This is a genomic window from uncultured Phocaeicola sp., assembly GCF_948499155.1.
Lineage (GTDB): Bacteria > Bacteroidota > Bacteroidia > Bacteroidales > Bacteroidaceae > Phocaeicola > Phocaeicola faecalis.
Genome location: NZ_CAOOSE010000008.1, coordinates 40,658 through 62,177, shown reverse-complemented (window position 1 = coordinate 62,177; position 21,520 = coordinate 40,658). Strand labels below are relative to the sequence as shown.

Genomic DNA, 21,520 nt, shown 5'->3' with positions numbered 1-21,520 from the left:
TAAATTAATCTGTCACATCTTTAATAAGGGAAACACCCTACTGACAAGCAGGAGCAGTTGCGCTAGAATTCCAATTCTCCTTTTTTATCCTCTATATAATAGTTGGACAACATAGCAAGCAAACCGGAAATAGCCTGTTGTGCCTTCTTGGTTTCTTCACTGATTTCTTTCTTTTGCAACTTCAACAATAATATCCCATAAAGTGCCTCAAAACAGGTTTCCAGTTCGGGTTCCTCCTTATTGGCACCTTTGGCACGGAGTTCCACTATATAGGGCAACGCCTTATAATATGCCGCACTATAATAAGGGAACTTGGAAGAACGAAGCAACTGTAGATGCAAATCAGTCAACCAAGTAATAATATTCTTGTTTATCTGTAAATGATCTTTCTCCATCACATTTTCACGACGCATCATTTCAATCAGGTCTATATACCATTGTGTCAATTCTACTTTCTGCTCTTCCGTCAGAGGATAAGCTTCCACAATGTTTTTCTTTATCTTCTCTATATCACAGCCGTTGGCACGTATCATATCTTCCACTTGCCACATATATATAAGGTATTCGGCTATATTATTTTCTTTTAACTGTTTGGAGATAAACATTTCTTTATTTTTTAAGTTACAAATTGAAAATTATAAGGTTCAACGTGCTTCACGCAAGATATGTTTTCCTGTCAGTACATCGTTTTTCCTAATATAGTATAAATGAAGCCGACCACAGACATCAACATTACTATAACACCGATTACACGGTTCAAAATCCAAATGCCACGCAGATTGAAACGAGTACGTACTTTATTGACAAAATACGTAATACCGAACCACCACAAAAGTGCCCCTAACACAATGGCCAGATAACCGACCAACTGAAGTCCCAACGGACTACCGGGCATCACAAAAGAGAAGCGGGCAAACAAACCGATAAATAAGAAAATAATCAAAGGATTAGAGAATGTCACAAAGAATGCCGTGACAAAATTATGCAGATAACTACCTGGTGTAGAAGATACAGGACGGATAGAATGGACAGGATTGCTACGGAAAGTATAAACACCGAATATTAATAACATAACGCTACCGACAATCTGTAAAAGCACTTGGTTCTTTGCCAGGAATTCATCCATGAAACTCATTCCATATCCTGTTATCAGAGCATAGCCTATATCACTCAAGGCTGCCCCCAGTCCGGTAACAAATCCATACCATCGTCCTTTGTTCAGTGTGCGCTGAATACAAAGTACCCCAACAGGACCCAAGGGCGCAGAAACCACTACGCCAACTATAAGTCCTTTCACCAGCAAATCGAGTATGGTTACTTGTTCTATCCAATTCATGCTGCAAAGATGGTATTTTTTTGCGAAAATACCTATATTTACACACAAAATTCTTTCATAGCCCGGCTCTTTTATGTAACTTTGCACCTTATTAATAGACTCTTGATATTACAACCTAGTTTTCAATTAACAAAACAACTATAAAAGTGCTATGATTCTATTTTTCAGAACACCCACTAAAAGTGTAATAGCAACAGAAGTCAATCATGAACTGGCTTCTGAAGATATTCAAAAACTGAGTTGGCTTTATGGAGAAGCCACTGTAGAAAGCGAAGAGAACCTGAAAGGTTGCTTCATCGGACCACGTCGGGAAATGATAACTCCTTGGAGTACAAATGCTGTCGAAATTACTCAAAACATGGGTTTGACAGGTGTACAACGCATTGAGGAATATTTCCCTGTGAAAGATGAAAATGCTGAATACGACCCCATGCTACAACGCATGTATAAAGGATTGAGCCAGGACATTTTCACTGTTAACATCACCCCCCAGCCGATTGTTTACATCGAGAATCTGGAAGAATACAATGAGAAAGAAGGCCTTGCACTGTCTCGTGAAGAAATGGACTATTTGCTGAAAGTCGAAAAAGACTTGGAACGCAAGTTGACCGACTCTGAAGTATTCGGTTTTGCACAGATTAATTCAGAGCATTGCCGTCATAAAATCTTCGGCGGAACATTTGTCATTGATGGCGAAGAGATGGAATCGTCTTTATTCCAGATGATTAAAAAGACCACTGCCGAAAATCCCAACAAAATTATCTCTGCCTATAAAGATAATGTGGCTTTTGCAGAAGGTCCGGTTGTGGAACAATTCTCTCCGGCCGACCATTCTACCTCCGACTATTTCATTATCAAAGACATCAAGACAGTTATCTCACTGAAGGCTGAAACACATAACTTCCCTACTACCGTAGAACCATTCAACGGTGCATCAACCGGTACCGGAGGTGAAATCCGTGACCGTATGGGTGGTGGTAAAGGTTCATGGCCCATTGCAGGTACAGCTGTCTATATGACTTCTTATCCTCGTACAGAAGAAGGTCGTGAATGGGAAGACATCCTGCCTGTACGCCAATGGTTGTATCAAACCCCCGAACAGATTTTAATCAAGGCTTCCAACGGTGCTTCCGATTTTGGCAACAAGTTCGGTCAACCGCTGATTTGCGGTTCTGTATTAACTTTCGAACATCAGGAAAACGGTGAAAAGTACGCATACGACAAAGTTATCATGCTGGCCGGCGGTGTGGGTTACGGTACTCAACGCGACTGTCTGAAAGGTCATCCCGAGACAGGAAACAAAATAGTTGTTATGGGTGGTGACAACTATCGAATAGGTTTGGGTGGCGGTTCTGTTTCCTCTGTTGAAACAGGTCGATACTCATCGGGAATCGAACTCAATGCAGTTCAACGTGCCAATGCAGAAATGCAGAAACGTGCTTATAACGTCGTTCGTGCATTGTGTGAAGAAGAAAATAACCCAATTGTTTCTATCCACGACCATGGTTCGGCAGGTCACGTAAACTGTTTGTCTGAGTTAGTAGAAGAAAACGGTGGCCTAATCCACATGGATAAACTGCCTATCGGTGACAAGACCTTATCTGCCAAAGAAATCATAGCCAATGAATCTCAGGAACGTATGGGATTGCTGATTGATGAATCGGCTATCGAACACGTGCAAAAGATAGCCGACCGCGAACGCGCTCCGATGTATACGGTAGGTGAAACTACCGGTGATGCCCGTTTTGCCTTTGAACAAGCCGATGGTGTTCGTCCATTTGATTTGGCAGTAGATCAAATGTTCGGTTCTTCTCCGAAAACTTATATGATTGACAAGACCGTAGAACGTCATTATGAAAATGTAACTTACGAAACTTCAAAATTAAACGAATATATCCGCCGTGTACTTCAGCTGGAAGCAGTTGCCTGCAAAGATTGGTTAACCAACAAAGTAGACCGTTCGGTAACAGGTAAGATTGCCCGCCAGCAGTGTCAGGGCGAAATCCAGCTGCCGTTGAGCGACTGTGGTGTCGTTGCTCTTGATTATCGAGGAGAAAAAGGTATTGCCACCTCTTTAGGACATGCTCCGCAAGCAGCTTTGGCTAATCCGGCAGCAGGCTCTGTATTATCAGTCGCCGAAGCATTAACCAATCTTGTTTGGGCTCCGATGGCAGAAGGGATGGATAGCATTTCGCTGTCTGCCAACTGGATGTGGCCGTGCCGTGCACAGGAAGGTGAAGACGCGCGTCTTTATACGGCTGTCAAGGCATTATCTGATTTCTGCTGCGCACTGCAAATCAATGTACCGACCGGCAAGGACTCCCTGTCTATGACTCAGAAGTATCCAAACGGAGAAAAAATCATCAGCCCGGGAACTGTTATCGTTTCAGCCGGCGGTGAAGTTTCCGATGTGAAGAAAGTTGTTTCTCCTGTATTGATAAATGATGCCAAGAGCACCATTTATCATATCGACTTCAGTTTTGACAAGTTGCGTTTGGGCGGTTCTGCTTTCGCACAGTCTTTAAATAAAGTAGGAGATGATGTTCCGACAGTTCAAAATCCCGAATATTTCCGCGACGCTTTCCTTGCGATACAAGAACTTATCAACAAGGGCTTGATTATGGCAGGTCATGATATCTCAGCCGGTGGTCTCATCACAACACTGCTCGAAATGTGCTTCTCAAACATGGAAGGCGGTATGGAAATCAGCCTTGACAAAATAAAGGAAGACGATATTATTAAGATTCTGTTTGCCGAAAATCCGGGTATTGTCATTCAAGTGAAAGATAAAGACAAAGCTGAAGTTAAGAAGATATTGGAAGATGCCGGTATTGGCTACGTGAAGTTGGGTACACCGACAGACGAACGCCATATTCTCGTAACAAAAGGAGATGCTACCTACCAATTCGGCATTGACTATCTGCGTGATGTTTGGTATTCTACTTCTTATTTACTTGACCGCAAACAAAGTATGAATGGTTGTGCCAAAAAGCGCTTTGAGAATTACAAAGAACAACCGTTGGAATTTGTATTCGATAAATCATTCACTGGAAAGCTTTCACAATACGGAATCACTCCAGAGCGTCGTACTCCGACCGGCATCAAGGCCGCCATCATTCGTGAAAAAGGTACCAATGGCGAACGCGAAATGGCATATATGCTCTACTTGGCAGGATTCGACGTGAAAGATGTCACAATGACCGACTTGGTAAGCGGACGCGAAACACTGGAAGATATCAATATGATTGTATTCTGTGGAGGATTCTCCAACTCTGACGTTTTGGGTTCTGCAAAAGGATGGGCAGGTGCATTCCTATTCAACCCGAAAGCCAAAGCAGCATTGGATAATTTCTATGCACGCAAAGATACCTTGTCACTGGGCGTATGTAACGGTTGCCAGTTAATGATTGAATTAGGATTAATTAATCCTGAGCATAACAAAAAAGCCAAAATGCTGCACAATGAATCACATAAATTTGAATCTAAGTTTGTTGGTGTAACAGTCCCGATGAACAGAAGTGTTATGTTCGGCTCATTAAGCGGCAGCAAGCTAGGTATTTGGGTAGCACATGGAGAAGGCAAATTCTCATTACCTTATGAAGAGGATAAATACAATGTGGTATTGAAATACTCATACGACGAATATCCCGGTAATCCGAACGGTTCAGACTATGGCGTAGCCGGATTAGCAAGTGCAGATGGACGCCATTTGGCAATGATGCCGCATTTGGAACGTTCTTGTTTCCCATGGCAGAACGCTTACTATCCTTCTGATAGAATAAATAATGACCAAGTAACACCATGGATTGAAGCATTTGTCAATGCAAGAAAATGGGTTGAAATGAACAAATAATAAAACAATTTGTTATATTTACTAAAAAAGCGGTATATCATACTGATTGCCGCTTTTTTTGCATATAATAGATTTTGAAATGACAAGAAAATTTGCGAGCTTTGTGAGGTTTTCGCGTCTAAATACCATTATGAAAAGGACTCTTTTACTTATATATTTTGCGATTACTTTTATAACATCTGTCTCTGCCCAACTTTATCAGTATCTAGATACTAACGATGGTTTGAGCAGTCGTAGAGTCCTGTCCATACAAAAAGACAACAAAGGATATATGTGGTTCCTCACCCATGAAGGAATTGACAGATACAATGGCAAGCAATATGTCCATTATGACTTATCGGTAGACGGACACCCCAACATGAAATCCTTTCCCAACCTGAATACTCTGGAAATAGATACAACAGGTGTCATTTGGGAAATAGGAAAGAATGGATATATTTTTAAATACAACTCGCTACAAGACAAATACGAACTAGCCTGCAATTTTGCCAGCAAAGATAAAAGTAACAGTGGACTTCCACTCACTAGCACTTATTTGGACAATAAAAACAATATCTGGCTTTGTACCAAAGAGAAGCAATATATTTTTAACATCAACCAGGAAAAGCTGATCCATCTGACCAGTTCTATCCAGGAAGAAATCACCTGCATCACAGAAGCCGGAGACAATCAATATTTTTTAGGAACAAATCATAATGTATTTTGCGTTAAACTAATTAACAATCACCAACTACAGATACAAAGACATCCCCAATTGGAACAATTTCAGGTTGTCACCTATCTGTATTTCCACAAAAACACTCAAACTCTAATCATAGGAACACTGAGAGACGGTATATATCTATATAATATCAATACTCAACAATTAATGGATGTCCCCACAAAATTGTTGGACATTACAGTCAATACAATCATAGCCAATCCTAAGAAAATAGACGAAGTCCTGATAGCGACCAATGGAACCGGTGTTTATAAACTCAATTTGTTCACCCGTGAATTATCCCCTTTTCTGATTGCCGACCACAACCATTCAAATAAAATGAATGGGAATATCGTGAATGACATATTCATTGATAAAGATGACAAATTATGGATGGCCATTTATCCTGTCGGAATTACTTTATTCTCGAATAAATATCCCGGATATAAATGGATACAACATTCTTATGATAATCCAAACTCACTAATAGATAATCAAGTAAACTCCATTCTGGAAGATTCAGAAGGCGATATTTGGTATGCGACAAGTAATGGCATCTGTTTCTACAATTCTAAGAACAAACAGTGGAAGTGCCTACTATCCACTTATCAAAATGACACACAAAACCAGAACCATGTCTTTATCTCCATGTGCGAAACAGTCCCTGGCACCATATTGGTAGGAGGATATATGTCGGGAATGTATCAAATCAATAAAAAAGACATGGTACCCAAATATTTTTCTCAACATTCCACGTTGGGATGGACTACTATTCGTCCTGATAAATACATACGTTGCATCTACAAAGACAATGATGGAATCATTTGGGCAGGCGGCTATTATAACCTAAAGAGCTATAATATGCAAACGAAAGAAATACAGTGTTACAGCATGGATTTCCCAGTTACCTGTATCAAAAATAAAGACCGACACAACTTATGGATAGGTACCATCAACGGATTATACCAATTCAACAAACGAAACCAAACACTGAAACCAGTCAATCTGGATTCAGGAATCGGATGTATCAATACGCTTTATCAAGATACCGTTGCTCATATTACCTATATTGGTACTCATGGTTCGGGCATGTGGGTATATAATAATAACACAGACAAAGTCGTGCGTTATCACATGAAAAACTCAGCATTGATTTCCAACAATATCTATTGCATTCTACCGGCTTTGGGAACAGATCTGATTATCAGTACAGAAAATGAGCTCACCCGTTTCAAAGTAAAGGAAAGAATATTCTCTAATTGGACAAAAGAACAAGGATTGATGACTGTGAACTTCAACCCTTCAGCAGGTGTACACACCCAATCAGGACATTTCATATTCGGCACAGGGAACGGAGCCATTGAAATTGCAGACACCGTAAGCCTGCCAAATCGTTTCAAGTCTAAAATGATATTCAGTGACTTTAGCATCTTATATCAAAAGGTTTTCCCCGGCGAAAAGGATTCTCCTTTAACCCAAGGAATAGACGATACGGAGCACATTACTTTAGATTATAGCCAAAATATATTCTCTTTGAATGTATCTTCCATTAATTACGACAACCCGTCTAATATTCTATACACTTGGAAGCTAGAAGGATTTTATGATGAATGGACAACGCCCACGGCAGACAATCTGATACGTTATACCAACATCAATCCCGGAAATTACAAACTGAGAGTGAGAACCATTCTGATGGATGATGAACATGTATTAGAAGAAAGAGCAATAAAAATAACCATAACGCCGCCTTTCTGGGCAACTTTTTGGGCCGGCATTATTTACCTCGTTATCATTATATTGGTAACAGTAAGCATTTTACGTTTCTTATGGTTAAGAAAAGACAGGAATAATTCTAAAGAGAAAATTCAATTCTTTATCAATACCGCCCATGACATACGTACACCGCTGACTCTAATAAAAGCGCCGTTGGGAGAAATCCTGAAGAATGAACAACTGACAGAACAGGGTAAGATTAATGTTAACCTTGCCATTCAGAATACAAACAACTTGTCCGAGTTGGCCAGTAATCTGATTAATTTCGAAAAAGAAGAACTTTATACATCCAACGTTTATGTATCCAGATATGAATTGAATTCATATATCAAGTCTTATCTGAAGCAATTCAACCTATACGCTGAGAAAAAACAAATCAAAATTCATTTTGAATCCAATTTTACTTCTCAGGAGGTATGGCTGGATAAAAACAAAATGGATTCCATCATCAGAAACCTGATGACTAATGCGCTGAAATACACTCAACAGGGAGGAAATATCAAAGTCCAGACTTCTAAAAGCAAGAGCCATTGGTTTCTGCTTATCACTGATACCGGAATCGGTATTTCGTCCAACGACCAGAAGAAAATGTTCAAAGAACTGTTCAGAGGAAAAAATGCCACTAATTTACAAATTACCGGCAGTGGTATCGGTATGATGCTTACTTACAAACTCATCAAAAACCACTGTGGAAAGATTAGTATAAACAGTATAGAGAATGTGGGTACTACCTTTAAGTTATCATTTCCCATAAAAAGCAGTAAATACAACAACAAACTCTTCCCAAAAACTGATGTCATCGATCCGCTTCCAATCGTGAGGGAAGAAAGCAAAGAGGAAGTCACTACTCCCCCCATCTCCCCACTTAAACAGGGAGACAAAAAAGCTCCCTATATTCTGGTAGCCGAAGACAATGTGGAGTTACGTACTTTCTTATTACAAATATTATCTGACGAGTATCAAGTAACAGGTGTCTGCAACGGACAAGAAGTAATTAATTCTATCAAGAACAAACAGCCCGACCTCATTCTTTCAGACATCATGATGCCGGAACTGAATGGAGAACAAATGTGTCGCATTGTGAAAAATGATGTAGAGACAAGCCACATTCCTGTCATTCTGCTAACCGCATTGAATGATAAAGAAAGTATTATCAAAGGATTACAAAGCAAAGCAGACAGATACATCATTAAACCGTTTGATGTCAGTGTATTAAAAGCCAACATAGCCAACGTACTTGCCATCAGAGAACTAATACGCAAACGTTACAGCCAATTCCAATTCACCACAGAGGAAGAAAGTATGCCTCACCCGCCATTGGACTTAGATCAGGAATTTATTATAAAAGTAACCGAAACCATTAAAAGTAATCTGAGCAAAGAACTAAATGTAGACACTTTATGCGCTGCCTTTAACATGAGTAGAAGCAGCTTTTATAACAAGATAAAAGCATTGACAAATTATTCGCCCAGTGAGTTTATCCGTAAAGTGCGCATGAATGAAGCTGCCATATTATTGAAAAGCAAGAAATACACAGTATCCGAAGTTTCGGATATGTTGGGCTTTGGCGACCCGAAATATTTTACAGATAGTTTTAAAAAGTACTTTGACGTACCGCCAAGCGTTTATATGAAACAAAATTAAGACATGAATTTCTATTTAAAATCATTCGCCATCTTTTTTAAGATTGGCCTGTTTACCATCGGAGGAGGTTATGCGATGGTTCCACTCATACAAGATGAAATAGTGGATAAAAGAAAGTGGATTGACAAAGACGACTTTATCGATTTATTAGCACTTACTCAGTCTGTTCCAGGCGTATTTGCCGTAAACATCGCTATCTTTATAGGATATAAGTTGCGCAAATTCAGAGGAGCATTGGCCATGGCACTCGGAACAATACTCCCCTCCTTCATCATTATTTTGGCCATTGCCCTATTTTTCCAACAATTTAAGAACTATGAAGTAGTAGAAAATATATTCAAAGGAATCCGTCCGGCAGTGGTCGCATTAATTGCCGCTCCCACTTTCTCAATGGCAAAATCGGCAAAGATAAGCCGCTATACTATATGGATACCTATAGTATCGGCACTTCTTATCTGGCTGTTGGGGGTATCCCCCGTTTATATTATCATCATTGCCGGAGCAGGAGGTTTTTTCTATGGCAAGTACAAACATAAACATACATCAAAATGATATTCCTCTATTTATTCTATACATTCTTTAAAATAGGCCTCTTTGGTTTTGGAGGCGGTTATGCCATGCTTTCCTTAATTCAAGGAGAAGTAGTAACACGTTATCACTGGATTAATGCCAGTGAATTTACCGACATCGTGGCCATCAGTCAGATGACTCCAGGCCCTATCGGTATCAATTCCGCTACCTATGTAGGATATACTGCCGTACTGAATGCGGGATATAGCGAAGCTTTCGCCGTCATCGGTTCCATTGTAGCAACATTTGCTGTAGTCTTTCCATCTTTTGTATTAATGATTGCCATCAGCAAATTCTTCCTGAAATATCAAAAGCACCCGGCTGTTGAAGCTGTATTCAGCGGATTGCGCCCGGCAGTAGTAGGTTTACTGGCTGCCGCAGCCCTCGTTTTAATGAACAAAGAAAACTTCGGCAGTTATAAAGTAGATTGGTATCAATTCATTATAAGCGTCCTCATTTTCCTTACAGCTTTCCTCGGAACGCGTAAGTACAAGATAAATCCTATATTAATGATTATACTCTGCGGACTAGCGGGATTCCTCCTTTATTAATCCGTAAACAAGAATGTCTCAAAAGTAGTCGTATCTATTCCGATTACTTTTGAGACATTCTTATCCTACAAGCATCTCCTCAGCCTTCAGAGCATTCTCCGACCTCCTAGATACTCATTTTTTATTTGTCAGCGTCTGTCCTTTATACTGTCCGGTTAAAGTACGGAGGAAAGATACAATCTTATCTACTTCCTGTTGCGGAAGGTCGATGCCCAACTGATACTTGGCCATCGCACGTACAGCATCCTCCATTGTCTTCATGCTTCCGTCGTGAAAATAAGGATAAGTGAGCTCCACATTTCTCAGTCCCGGCACTTTAAAACGATGACGGTCGCGCTCTGCTTTCGTCTGCTTAAACCGGCCATTGTCTTCTTCCGTCATTTCAGCCTCACGGTCTGCAAAATAATCATGCTGCACACCGATTAATTCGTATGACTGTCCACCCAGAATTTCACCCACATGGCAAGTTGCACAATCATACTTTTTGAAAAGCTCATATCCGGCAAGCTCATCGGCTGTGATGGCATTCTTATCACCTTTCAGATAAAGGTCGAAACGTGAATTGGGAGTCAACAATGTCTTTTCAAACTCTTGAATCGCATCAGTGATATTCTTCTCATTCAGTCCGTCCGGATATACTTCTACAAATGCTTTTACAAAGTCTTTATCTTCAGCTAACTTGGCAGTAATCTGTTCGAAAGATTCGCAAGCCATTTCAACCGGATTCAAAGGAGGACCCGCAGCCTGTTCTGCCAAAGTACCGGCACGACCATCCCAAAACTGCACAAAGTTGTAAGCAGCATTGTAAACAGTCGGAGCGTTTACTCCACCAAACTGTCCACCCACTCCTTCCGAATACTGCTTATTATCCACACCACCTGTATCCAAACCATGACAAGAAGCACAAGACACCGTATTGTCGGCAGATAAACGAGTGTCATGATAAAGCATATCACCCAATACCACCTTGCGCACATCAACCGAAATAGAATCAGCAATCGGACGAATAGGCTCATTAACAAATTCAGGAGCCACATTAGTGTCCGTCATCAGCCCCATGCGATGATTCTTCACCCAGTTAAGGGCCAATTCCTTTTTCGCATCGCTGATAGAAGCTCCCCAATGCACCAAATAGTATTTAGCCTGAGGCATCTTGCCATCCAAAATAACTTTTTCCACTTTCGCCAAAGTCACCTGATCCACCTGATTTCCAGCTTCCAGGTCTTGCGCCATCTGAGTCATGTCAAAAACACGATAAGCCTTGCTCACATCCTCCATCACAATCTTCCCAGCCACGGGCATACCGGCATAGAACGGCAAGTCAGGATTTGAGGTGTGACATCTCAAACATCCGGCATCCGTAATGATTTGCTGCATCTGCGCATTTGCTTCCAAATCGGCAGACGGCACACGGTTCATCAGTCGGTAAGTAACTGCTAATGCTGCCACCACAACCAACAGTGCCACAATTAGTTTTGTACTTTTCTTCATGTTACATTGTTTTAGTTAGTTATTACGATTATATAAATGTACACTTTGCTGCGCTGCCGGAAGGTAATTCACTCCATACCAACACATTTGCAACGCAAAAAACGAAAGAATAAGCAACACATACAATGGTTTTCTGCCTATACGCCCGAACAGGCGAAGATGCACATACATTAAATACCCCATCCACGTTATGACTGCCCATGTCTCCTTCGGATCCCAACTCCAATAATTACCCCAGGCCTCTTTTGCCCAAAGAGAACCAAGCAACATCCCGATAGAAAGGAAAGCGACTCCTGCATAGACCAGATTATCAGCCGTCTGCAAATATTCCTCTTTATGACGAAACAATCCGCTGACGGCCACAATGAATGCACACCCCAACACCGAATAAGAAAACATATACACAGTGACATGCGGAATAAACCACACACTCTGCAAAGCCGGCATTAATGACTGGTCATGTATCTCCGGTTTCAACAAATTAATCACGACAAATACAGTAGACAACAAAGTGGAAAACGACAATATCCATCGATATCTCCATCGCATATATGTCAAGAGTCCAGCTATTCCCATAAAAAATGAATACCACAGACGTGTTTCCCCCATTGTCCGCAAAGGCGGCCGTTGCAGGTATTCCCATAATCCGGCAATAAAAATGCCCAATACCATAATTCCGGCAACAGTAAAGCCAACAGCCATCCTGCTCCTCATTGAAGAACGGAGTGCAAACACTGCCCCTGCCAGCCACAGACCGACGGACACCGCCGCAAATACATAGAAATTATCCCAATTTATCATACCTCTTTCGGATTTACACGTCTTTCCGGACCATTTATAAACAAGAGAACAGCTCCCGCCAGCATCATCAGAATACCGGTCACCGTTATATATTTCCACGGTTGCATCACAACTTGCAAAACACAATATCTACTTTCATTGCCACTTGCCATATCATACCCCGTGAGATACACATCTTCCCCTAACCGATAACTGTATGGATGATTCACCTCCAGCAATGCTTCATCGTCACCTAAACGCACTGTGGCAGCAAAACGAGAAGGACGTCCGTTAGGATAATATTCCACAGAAAAAGAACGCAGTTCCATCTCATAGTCCAAATGATAAGAAGCACCGTTCATGTCAAAAGCCTCACGTGCCGGTTCTCCTTTATAAAGAGGAATACGTAAGGTTTGTGTATCACTGCTCCCAAAGAATCCGGCAAAAAGCGCCAACCATAATCCTACATGATTCAGCATAAAACGCCAACGGGCAGTTTTCCTATGATAATAGGCATGTAAAGTAATCATTGCCAAATTACTTAACAACAAAAATAAGATAGCAATAAATATCCAGGAAGTCATAAAATTATAGAAGCCCAGCGAAGCCTCAATATTGGTACGCATAGCAGCTTCAACATCAGACAATTGGGGGAATAATCCAATAACCAGACTACCTGCTACGAGCAGGATAATGGATAAAATACTTGTTTTAGGGGAGGAAAGGAAGCGTGTAAAAGCTGATTTTCGACTTTCTTTATAAAGTTTCCACAACAAGAACAGCCAAATAACCGCAAAAACAATATTTAGCGGAAATGCTATAAACGACAATGGGAAGTTTCCCATTAGCAGTTGTATGATAGCAGCCAGTAATAGATAGCCCGTTATGTACACATATCGCATATTCGTGTTCCTTTTTGTTATCCGGATACAAAGTAACGAAATAAAAACGAATTAACATATAAATTTCTTGTTAATTTGTAACAGTTACAAAATAATAATCGGATGTTGTCTCTTCCGGTTTTCAACTTCTGCATACGTTTTAAACTCCCTAAGTCATTTCATTAGTCGGACTAAGCGTTTTCGTCTTTTCAATTATGCCTGTCTGTCAGTCGGGTTACTACAGACTCCGGCAATGGACTGTACAGTCTACCGTAATGGACTGTACGGTCCACCGTAACGGACTGTACGGTCCGCTGCCGGAGACTGTAATAATCTTCCGCTTAAAAGGCCTTAGCCAACCCTAAGAAACGGCTTATTCTTCCCTTCGTTAGTGATATGGTATGTTAAGTGTCCAAACGATTCCCCAAATTACAAAACCACGCATCATACATGTCATGTACGTAATCCGTTGCTCCCGGCGGTTTGACTTAAACCTTTCACCTTAAATACCGGTGAAACAACGCATTAACCCCATGACACGTGTGAAACGTGGTTCTTACTTACTAATATCTCAGTACTATTATGCTGTTTGTCTACAGTTTTACTTTCTTCTTTGCCCCTTTAGACTCATTATGCAGACGGTCAAGAGCTGTTACAACATAGTTATATTTTGTCTTTCCACTTTCGTAAGGCAACTTATAATATGTGTCACGTGTGATAGCAACAATGTGAGAAGGATCCTCCAGATTCACTTTTTCTTTTTTATCAAAGCGATAAACCACGTATTGCACAGCCTTATCCATTTCCGTTTTTGCTTTCGGTGCCTGCCAGAAAAGCAACAAGCCATCCGGTGTCCAGACATCTTTTACTTTCTTTACTTTACCCGGAGCCTTGTCATCCATAAATGGCGATGTAGGCGGCAAAGCCGGATAACGGTGGTAATCTTTTACAAGCATAGTGCGATAGTTTCCTGCATTATCCACCACAGCCGAAGCATACCACTGGCAACTTCCCTGCACAGTAGGCAAAGCACGCTGAAGTTTCATCTTGGCAGGCATCTGATTGATAAGCGGATTATGGAGGTCGGGCTTATTCACCGTACGCATCACATCCTGACCTATATAGAGAGGACGGGCGGAAGCATTCTTTGCCCACCAACGAATCAAGGTATCATAATCAGCGGCCGGATGACCAATTTCCCAATAAATCTGGGGAATATTATAATCCACCCAACCGTTGTTCACCCACATCAGCACATCAGCATACAAGTCATCATAATTTTGCAAACCACGTGTGTTGCTGCCATTAGGGTCACTCTTTACATTACGATAAATTCCGAAAGGAGAGATACCGAATTTCACCCACGGCTTGCACTCGCGCACCGTCTCATGGATTTCCTTTATCAACACATTCACGTTGTCACGGCGCCAATCGGCTTTATTACTGTATCCGCGACCATACTGTGCAAAACTGATATTGTCGGGAAAATCCTCTCCCGGATTAGGATAAGGATAAAAATAATCATCCATGTGAATGGCATCCACATCATAACGAGTTACAATGTCGCGCACAATCTTACAGATGTATTTCCGATTCTCGGGCAACGCAGGATCAAAATAAAGTTGTCCGGCATAATTCACGAAACGTTCGGGATTCTTGTTATAAGGATGAATGGGCGACAAGGCGACCGTTCCTTTCGTCTTGGCACGGTAAGGATTAATCCAGGCATGGAACTCCATTCCCCGCTTGTGGCATTCATCAATCATGAACTGCATCGGGTCCCAATAGGGTGAGGGCACCCTGCCCTGCACTCCGGTAAGGAAACGGCTCCACGGCTCGTAAGAAGATTTATACAAGGCATCGGCTTCCGCACGTACCTGAAAAATTATCGCATTAATACCTGCACCTTGCAGACTGTTCAGCTGGTTTATTAATAACTGCTGCATCTTCTCTGCCGGCATTCCCTGAAACTGTCCGTTCACGCACTGAATCCATGCACCACGGAACTCACGCTTCGGATAACGTGTCTGAGCACTGACACCCGAGGTAAAAAGTAGTGCTATCAATAAAAGGAGAATCGTTTTTGCTCTCATTTCTAAGTCTTCGCTTTTTAATAGTTTTGCGGACAAAGATAGAAAGAAAATATGAACCAGCGAGATAACAGACCGGTAAAAAAGGTTTCATCATCCCTATCTTCGAATAAATTAGCGATAATTCTTGGCTTTTAATTTAAATTCCATAACTTTACGCTCTATTTTCGGCACCTGATATAGCCAAAGAAGGAATAAGAATGAGAATATGAAGGAAACAACTTGGACTAAAGTAAAAACGACTGTCAAAAGTTGGCGAGTAGGAGATTACATTCGTCAATTCAGTATCGTGGTTGCAGGAATCATTGTAACTTTTTGGGAAGTGACTTAATAACCGAACATACCCGCCAGAAGGAAGTGCGTGCCACGATGCTGTTGGTAGCGGAAGAATTGGAATATAACAGGGGGGAACTTCATAGAATAAAGAACTTGTTGGACATTGACATACACATGAGCCGATTATTGGTGAATCAGGCTATGGATATATCCGAGATACCTGGAGATACTTTATGGAAATATGGCAAGCTTTTCAATAATATGGATGACTTCATTTACAGGACCGATGCCTTGGAGGTGCTGAAAGGTTCTTCATTGATGCAGTATATTTCCGACAAACGTGTATTGCAGGATGTGTTACAAACCTATTTTGAGTTGGGAAGAAAAAAGAAAGATATCGGTGATTATTACGCAACAAAAACCAATGTATTGATGAGTCTTGCCCTGTCTGCGTGCAGAAAAGATATTTTAAACGATAACCGTACTTTTCGGGGTGAAATTTCCTTTCTATTGAAACATGATAATTTTGTCAACTTTGTCATCATGGTTCCCGGCTTCTTGAATTGGTATGAGTTTGATGAACTGGATGAGATGTTAGACAAGCAAATTCAGGTTTTAAAGACCAAATATAAATAATCTCTTTCTTTATAATCTCCCTCCGGCATTCATTCAGCGGTATTTTCTATTTTGATTCCCTTATGAATGTTGGTAAAGCACCTCCGTCGTCTTGACAAAGGACTTCCTGAAAGGGCATAAAAAACAGATTCCAACAGAAATTCAAAGAGGCCCTTAAATGAAAAGAACCTATCCCATCTTCTCCACAGCTCAATCTGAAGCAGTCATTCAAAAAGGCAACGGATTTCAATATCCGTCGGCCGCTTATTCCTCCACTATCCACTTCTCTATATTTCGGGTCCGGTCACTGAAGTTCACCCCTATCTTGAATAATTTACGCGCATCGCTCTGGAAAGGCCGCGCATAATGCTTCTCATTGATTTGTCGTAAGGCTTCTTCAGCCGTACCGTTAAACTTGAACTCCATAAGATAAATAAACTTATCAGTCTGAAGAACCAAATCGATGCGCCCCTCCCCCATATGGTATTCCACTTTTACATAAAATCCCATCAACTTGAAGACGATAAAGAGTACATTCTGATAATGCAGTTCCCGGTCACGAATGATTTCGTAGGGAGTGTCCGCAAAGAAACTTTGCAGACGACGGAAGAAGGAGTCATAGTCACCGCTACGCACCTCATTGACAAACTTCAGAATTTCAAACGGAGTTTCCACCTTCGTTACTTTCGCATAATATGGAAGCAGGAAACGCATGAACCCTTCCTCTACTTCCCGATTGGGGAAGCCTAACTGATAAATACCAAACTCACTGTCATAGCCCTTAATCGTGAGATAGCCGCTCTGATTTAACCAAACGATAAATCCAAGCTGTCTTATCAATATAGAAATACCCGTCTTTACGGAGTGTCTCAAAGTTCTGGATGCCAATAGGATAAATTTTATCACTCATACTCTTCCGCTTTTGTATAACATCAAAACAAAGATACACATTTCCCGCTTATTCTCAATCTTTTCACAAGAAATATTCCTCTAAACACGATTCATCCCGCATCATTTTAAAGAAGAATTTCCATTGAGAAACATTTTTTCACCTTACGGAATGAAACGTATCCGAGTAGGATTGACTATCTTTGCATATTCAACTAAATGCAACAAAGAATGTCCGAAAGTAACTATATATCTATCAAAGGAGCCAAGGTCAACAACCTCAAAAACATTGATGTGGATATTCCCCGTAATAAACTGGTGGTTATTACAGGCTTATCCGGTTCCGGAAAATCATCATTGGCTTTTGACACGTTATATGCCGAAGGCCAGCGTCGCTATGTGGAAAGTTTATCTTCTTACGCCCGCCAGTTCTTGGGCAGAATGAGTAAACCGGAATGTGATTTTATCAAAGGTATTCCTCCGGCCATTGCCATCGAGCAGAAAGTAAACAGCCGCAACCCGCGTTCCACAGTAGGAACTTCGACCGAAATATATGAATATTTACGATTGCTTTACGCACGTGTGGGGAAAACATATTCCCCCATCAGCGGACAATTGGTGAAGAAACACAGTGCGGAAGACATCGTGAATTGTATGCTTTCTTTTCCCAAAGGGACTAAATATACCGTACTCGCTCCACTATTGCCACGCGAAGGACGCAGCATTGCCGAACAATTAGACATTGACTTGAAGCAGGGATTTACACGTGTGGAAGTGAACCGCGAGATTATGCGTATCGAGGACTTCCTGCAACAAGTGCCGGCCGAAGGAAAGAAACAAAATATCTACCTTTTAATAGACCGTATGATGGCCGACGACAGCAAAGACAGCATCAGCCGACTGACTGATTCTGCCGAAACTGCCATGTATGAAGGTGACGGAGCTTGCATGCTTCGCTTCTATTCACCGGACGGCAGCACACAACTTTTTTCCTTCAGCACGAAGTTTGAAGCAGACGGTATCACCTTTGAGGAGCCCAACGACCAGATGTTTTCTTTCAACTCTCCCATCGGCGCCTGTCCCAGTTGCGAAGGTTTTGGAAAGGTAATCGGAATAGACGAACACCTTGTCATCCCCAACCGTGCTCTAAGTGTGTATGACGGAGCAGTGATTTGTTGGCGCGGCGAGAAGATGGGCGAATGGTTGAAAGAGTTTATCCATGAAGCTCCGAAATATGATTTCCCTATCTTCACACCTTATTATGAATTGACGCAAGAGCAAAAAGACTACTTGTGGCATGGCCCGAAGGAGAAAGCTTGTATCGATTCTTTCTTTAAAATGCTGGAAGAGAATCAATATAAAATTCAGTATCGCGTGATGTTGGCACGCTACCGGGGAAAGACGCTTTGTCCGGTGTGTCACGGAACCAGACTGAAAAAAGAAGCCGGATATGTAAAAGTAGGCGGACGCTCTATATCCGAGCTAGTGGATTTGCCGATTCATGATTTAAAGGAGTTTTTCCGCACATTAGAATTAGACGCACACGATGCTGCTATAGCCAAACGTATACTGACGGAGATTAATAACCGAATCAACTTCCTGATGGATGTCGGTTTAGGCTACCTCACATTAAACCGTCTTAGCAATACACTGTCAGGTGGTGAAAGCCAACGTATCAATCTGGCAACTTCTTTGGGAAGCAGCCTGGTGGGATCGCTCTATATATTGGATGAACCTAGCATCGGACTTCACAGCCGTGATACTGAACGCCTTATCAAAGTATTACGCCAGTTACAAGAGCTGGGGAATACTGTTGTAGTGGTAGAGCATGATGAAGAAATCATCCGTGCCGCCGACTACATTATAGATATCGGCCCCAAAGCCGGACGCTTGGGAGGGGAAATCGTCTACCAGGGAGACATGAAAGATTTGAAAAAGGACAGTAACAGCCATACGGTTCGTTATTTACTTGGAGAAGAAACCATCGAAATACCCAAATCACACCGTCCTTGGAATAATTATATTGAAATAAAAGGAGCCAGAGAGAACAACCTGAAAGGAGTGGATGTACGTTTTCCTCTAAATATAATGACGGTAGTTACAGGTGTCAGCGGTTCGGGAAAGAGCACATTGGTGCGTGATGTTTTCTATAAAGCACTAAAACGGGAATACAGTGAAAGCAGTGAACGACCGGGTGAATTCGTTTCTATCAGCGGCGACATACAAATGGTTAAGGACATTGAGTTTGTCGATCAAAATCCAATCGGGAAGTCATCACGCAGCAATCCGGTGACTTATGTAAAAGCATACGATGAAATCCGTAAACTTTACGCAGAGCAACCCTTGGCCAAACAAATGGGTTACACAGCCGGATACTTTTCTTTCAACACCGAAGGAGGACGTTGCGAAGAATGTAAAGGCGACGGAACGGTTACGGTGGAAATGCAATTTATGGCCGACTTGGTGCTGGAATGTGAGTCTTGCCACGGCAAACGCTTCAAAAGCGATACGTTGGAAGTGAAATTCCAAGATAAGAATATATATGATATATTGGAAATGACCGTGAATCAGGCCATAGAATTCTTTACTGAACACGGACAAAAAAAGATTGTGAAGAAACTCACTCCGCTGCAAGACGTGGGATTGGGATATATTAAATTGGGACAATCTTCTTCTACGCTGTCCGGTGGTGAGAACCAACGTGTGAAGTTGGCTTATTTCTTGAGCGTGGAAAAGACTCAGCCTACTATCTTTGTCTTCGACGAACCCACCACCGGTTTGCATTTCCATGATATCAAGAAATTATTGGAAGCTTTTGACGCACTTATCAGCCGGGGGCATACGATTGTTATTATCGAACATAATCTGGATGTGATAAAATGTGCCGATTATGTTATCGACCTGGGACCGGAAGGTGGAAAGATGGGGGGCAATCTGGTAGTGGCCGGCACACCGGAAGAGGTGGCAAAATGTGCTGCATCTTATACCGGTCAGTTTTTAAAAGAGAAATATTTATAATCTTAAATAAATAAACAATGAAAAAACTACTTTATCTATCAATGCTCCTGTTATTTGTTCTCACAGGATGTACAGAAGAAAAAAAAGAATTCACCGTCTTACAGTGGAATATTTGGCAAGAAGGAACCATGATACCCGGAGGTTATGATGCTATTGTTGATGAAATCATTCGCCTCCGCCCCGATTTCGTAACCCTTAGTGAAGTACGCAATTATAATAACACCAATTTCACTGCACGCCTTACCCAATCATTAAAAGAAAAAGGAGAAACGTATTACTCCTTCTACACATACGATACCGGTTTACTTAGCCGCTATCCTATTACCGACTCACTGACTGTCTTCCCCGAAAACGGTGACCACGGAAGCATCTACCGTTTGACCGCCGACATGAACGGAAAGAAAATGGCCGTTTATACCTCTCATTTGGATTATCTGGATGATGCATATTATAATGTACGCGGATATGACGGTTCTACCTGGGAAGAGATTCCTATCCCCACTACAGTGGAAGAAGTATTGGAAAGAAATGTAGCATCACAACGTGATGATGCCATCAAGATGTTTATTGAGCAGGCAAAGAAAGACCGCGAAGCTGGATATACCATTATTCTGGGCGGCGACTTCAACGAACCCTCGCACCAAGATTGGACAGAAGAGACCAAAGACCTTTACGACCACCACGGATTGGTAATCCCTTGGACAGTACCTGTCTTGCTGGATGAAGCCGGTTTCGTTGATGCTTACCGTTCTTTCTATCCTAATGTGCTCGACTATCCCGGTTTTACCTATCCTTCTGACAACCCGGCTAAACCTGCCGAAAAAATCACTTGGGCTCCCAAAGCCGACGAACGCGACCGCATCGACTATATTTGGTTCTATCCCGAAGAAGGGCTGACCGTAAAAGATGCAGCTATCTTTGGTCCCAAAGGTTCTATCGTACGTTCAGAACGTGTGCAGGAAACCTCTAAAGACAAATTCATCGAGCCGCAGAATGTATGGCCGACAGACCATAAAGGTGTTTTAGTGACATTCCAATACTAATATATTAA

15 protein-coding genes and 1 pseudogene are annotated in these 21,520 nt (G+C 41.6%); 8 read left to right on the top strand and 8 right to left on the bottom strand.

Annotated elements, in window-relative coordinates; all coding sequences use genetic code 11:
• Window positions 1-62: 62 nt before the first annotated feature.
• Together QYT14_RS08105 and QYT14_RS08100 are read right to left on the bottom strand one after the other, a co-directional pair.
• On the bottom strand, window positions 63-605 hold the full coding sequence (locus QYT14_RS08105) for a DUF4924 family protein (protein ID WP_288324927.1): 543 nt from the start codon (window positions 603-605) through the stop codon (window positions 63-65).
• A 71-nt stretch (window positions 606-676) separates the two neighbouring features.
• A complete protein-coding gene (locus QYT14_RS08100) occupies window positions 677-1,336 on the bottom strand; it encodes a LysE family transporter (RefSeq protein WP_237039773.1) in 660 nt (219 codons plus the stop codon).
• A gap of 151 nt (window positions 1,337-1,487) precedes the next feature.
• Here QYT14_RS08100 and purL point away from each other — a divergent pair, with 151 nt between their 5' ends.
• From purL to QYT14_RS08080, 4 genes are all read left to right on the top strand, one after another.
• Entirely contained in the window at window positions 1,488-5,189 is a 3,702-nt protein-coding gene (purL, locus tag QYT14_RS08095; RefSeq protein WP_288324926.1) for a phosphoribosylformylglycinamidine synthase, read from the top strand.
• Between the two features lie 79 nt (window positions 5,190-5,268).
• A complete protein-coding gene (locus tag QYT14_RS08090) occupies window positions 5,269-9,309 on the top strand; it encodes a hybrid sensor histidine kinase/response regulator transcription factor (protein ID WP_288324925.1) in 4,041 nt (1,346 codons plus the stop codon).
• 3 nt (window positions 9,310-9,312) lie between these two features.
• Window positions 9,313-9,861, top strand: a complete 549-nt coding sequence (locus QYT14_RS08085) for a chromate transporter (RefSeq protein ID WP_237039776.1) — start codon at window positions 9,313-9,315, stop codon at window positions 9,859-9,861.
• Window positions 9,858-10,430, top strand: coding sequence for a chromate transporter (locus QYT14_RS08080; RefSeq protein ID WP_288324924.1), 573 nt, complete (start codon window positions 9,858-9,860; stop codon window positions 10,428-10,430). Before QYT14_RS08085 ends, QYT14_RS08080 begins: the two co-directional genes overlap by 4 nt.
• A 114-nt stretch (window positions 10,431-10,544) precedes the next feature.
• Here QYT14_RS08080 and QYT14_RS08075 read toward each other — a convergent pair whose 3' ends face one another.
• The 4 genes from QYT14_RS08075 to QYT14_RS08060 all read right to left on the bottom strand — a co-directional run bounded on the left by QYT14_RS08075 (window position 10,545) and on the right by QYT14_RS08060 (window position 15,675).
• Complete coding sequence (locus QYT14_RS08075; RefSeq protein ID WP_288324923.1) at window positions 10,545-11,921, bottom strand: cytochrome c peroxidase; 1,377 nt, start codon at window positions 11,919-11,921, stop codon at window positions 10,545-10,547.
• A 15-nt stretch (window positions 11,922-11,936) separates the two neighbouring features.
• Complete coding sequence (ccsA, locus tag QYT14_RS08070) at window positions 11,937-12,722, bottom strand: cytochrome c biogenesis protein CcsA (protein ID WP_237039779.1); 786 nt, start codon at window positions 12,720-12,722, stop codon at window positions 11,937-11,939.
• Complete coding sequence (locus QYT14_RS08065; protein ID WP_288324922.1) at window positions 12,719-13,603, bottom strand: cytochrome c biogenesis protein ResB; 885 nt, start codon at window positions 13,601-13,603, stop codon at window positions 12,719-12,721. Before QYT14_RS08065 ends, ccsA begins: the two co-directional genes overlap by 4 nt.
• 572 nt (window positions 13,604-14,175) lie before the next feature.
• A complete protein-coding gene (locus QYT14_RS08060; RefSeq protein ID WP_288324921.1) occupies window positions 14,176-15,675 on the bottom strand; it encodes a family 10 glycosylhydrolase in 1,500 nt (499 codons plus the stop codon).
• A gap of 205 nt (window positions 15,676-15,880) precedes the next feature.
• On the opposite strand from QYT14_RS08060, the gene QYT14_RS08055 reads away from it, so the two are divergent.
• The gene (locus QYT14_RS08055) at window positions 15,881-16,003 is read left to right on the top strand and encodes a hypothetical protein (protein WP_288324919.1); all 123 of its coding nucleotides are present in this window, start codon (window positions 15,881-15,883) and stop codon (window positions 16,001-16,003) included.
• Window positions 15,988-16,584, top strand: a complete 597-nt coding sequence (locus QYT14_RS08050) for a hypothetical protein (RefSeq protein ID WP_288324918.1) — start codon at window positions 15,988-15,990, stop codon at window positions 16,582-16,584. Before QYT14_RS08055 ends, QYT14_RS08050 begins: the two co-directional genes overlap by 16 nt.
• Before the next feature lie 243 nt (window positions 16,585-16,827).
• Here QYT14_RS08050 and QYT14_RS08045 read toward each other — a convergent pair.
• Together QYT14_RS08045 and QYT14_RS08040 are read right to left on the bottom strand one after the other, a co-directional pair.
• A pseudogene (locus QYT14_RS08045) lies at window positions 16,828-17,367 on the bottom strand (PD-(D/E)XK nuclease domain-containing protein); the annotation flags it as partial.
• The gene (locus tag QYT14_RS08040) at window positions 17,345-17,473 is read right to left on the bottom strand and encodes an AAA family ATPase (protein ID WP_288324917.1); all 129 of its coding nucleotides are present in this window, start codon (window positions 17,471-17,473) and stop codon (window positions 17,345-17,347) included. The pseudogene QYT14_RS08045 and the gene QYT14_RS08040, both read right to left, overlap by 23 nt.
• Window positions 17,474-17,682: 209 nt before the next feature.
• Between QYT14_RS08040 and uvrA the strand changes: the two genes are divergently transcribed.
• Window positions 17,683-20,469, top strand: coding sequence for an excinuclease ABC subunit UvrA (uvrA, locus tag QYT14_RS08035; RefSeq protein WP_288324916.1), 2,787 nt, complete (start codon window positions 17,683-17,685; stop codon window positions 20,467-20,469).
• A gap of 17 nt (window positions 20,470-20,486) precedes the next feature.
• Entirely contained in the window at window positions 20,487-21,512 is a 1,026-nt protein-coding gene (locus QYT14_RS08030) for an endonuclease/exonuclease/phosphatase family protein (RefSeq protein ID WP_288324915.1), read from the top strand.
• The last annotated feature ends 8 nt before the right edge of the window (window positions 21,513-21,520 follow it).

Bases quoted from the DNA above. Each gene is read 5' to 3' on its own strand.
- QYT14_RS08040 (WP_288324917.1), bottom strand. From the start codon at position 17,473: ATGAGTGATAAAATTTATCCTATTGGCATCCAGAACTTTGAGACACTC.
- QYT14_RS08080 (WP_288324924.1), top strand. From the start codon at position 9,858: ATGATATTCCTCTATTTATTCTATACATTCTTTAAAATAGGCCTCTTT.
- QYT14_RS08085 (WP_237039776.1), top strand. From the start codon at position 9,313: ATGAATTTCTATTTAAAATCATTCGCCATCTTTTTTAAGATTGGCCTG.
- QYT14_RS08030 (WP_288324915.1), top strand. From the start codon at position 20,487: ATGAAAAAACTACTTTATCTATCAATGCTCCTGTTATTTGTTCTCACA.
- uvrA (WP_288324916.1), top strand. From the start codon at position 17,683: ATGTCCGAAAGTAACTATATATCTATCAAAGGAGCCAAGGTCAACAAC.
- QYT14_RS08055 (WP_288324919.1), top strand. From the start codon at position 15,881: ATGAAGGAAACAACTTGGACTAAAGTAAAAACGACTGTCAAAAGTTGG.
- QYT14_RS08075 (WP_288324923.1), bottom strand. From the start codon at position 11,921: ATGAAGAAAAGTACAAAACTAATTGTGGCACTGTTGGTTGTGGTGGCA.
- QYT14_RS08090 (WP_288324925.1), top strand. From the start codon at position 5,269: ATGACAAGAAAATTTGCGAGCTTTGTGAGGTTTTCGCGTCTAAATACC.
- QYT14_RS08100 (WP_237039773.1), bottom strand. From the start codon at position 1,336: ATGAATTGGATAGAACAAGTAACCATACTCGATTTGCTGGTGAAAGGA.
- QYT14_RS08060 (WP_288324921.1), bottom strand. From the start codon at position 15,675: ATGAGAGCAAAAACGATTCTCCTTTTATTGATAGCACTACTTTTTACC.
- ccsA (WP_237039779.1), bottom strand. From the start codon at position 12,722: ATGATAAATTGGGATAATTTCTATGTATTTGCGGCGGTGTCCGTCGGT.
- QYT14_RS08105 (WP_288324927.1), bottom strand. From the start codon at position 605: ATGTTTATCTCCAAACAGTTAAAAGAAAATAATATAGCCGAATACCTT.
- QYT14_RS08065 (WP_288324922.1), bottom strand. From the start codon at position 13,603: ATGCGATATGTGTACATAACGGGCTATCTATTACTGGCTGCTATCATA.
- purL (WP_288324926.1), top strand. From the start codon at position 1,488: ATGATTCTATTTTTCAGAACACCCACTAAAAGTGTAATAGCAACAGAA.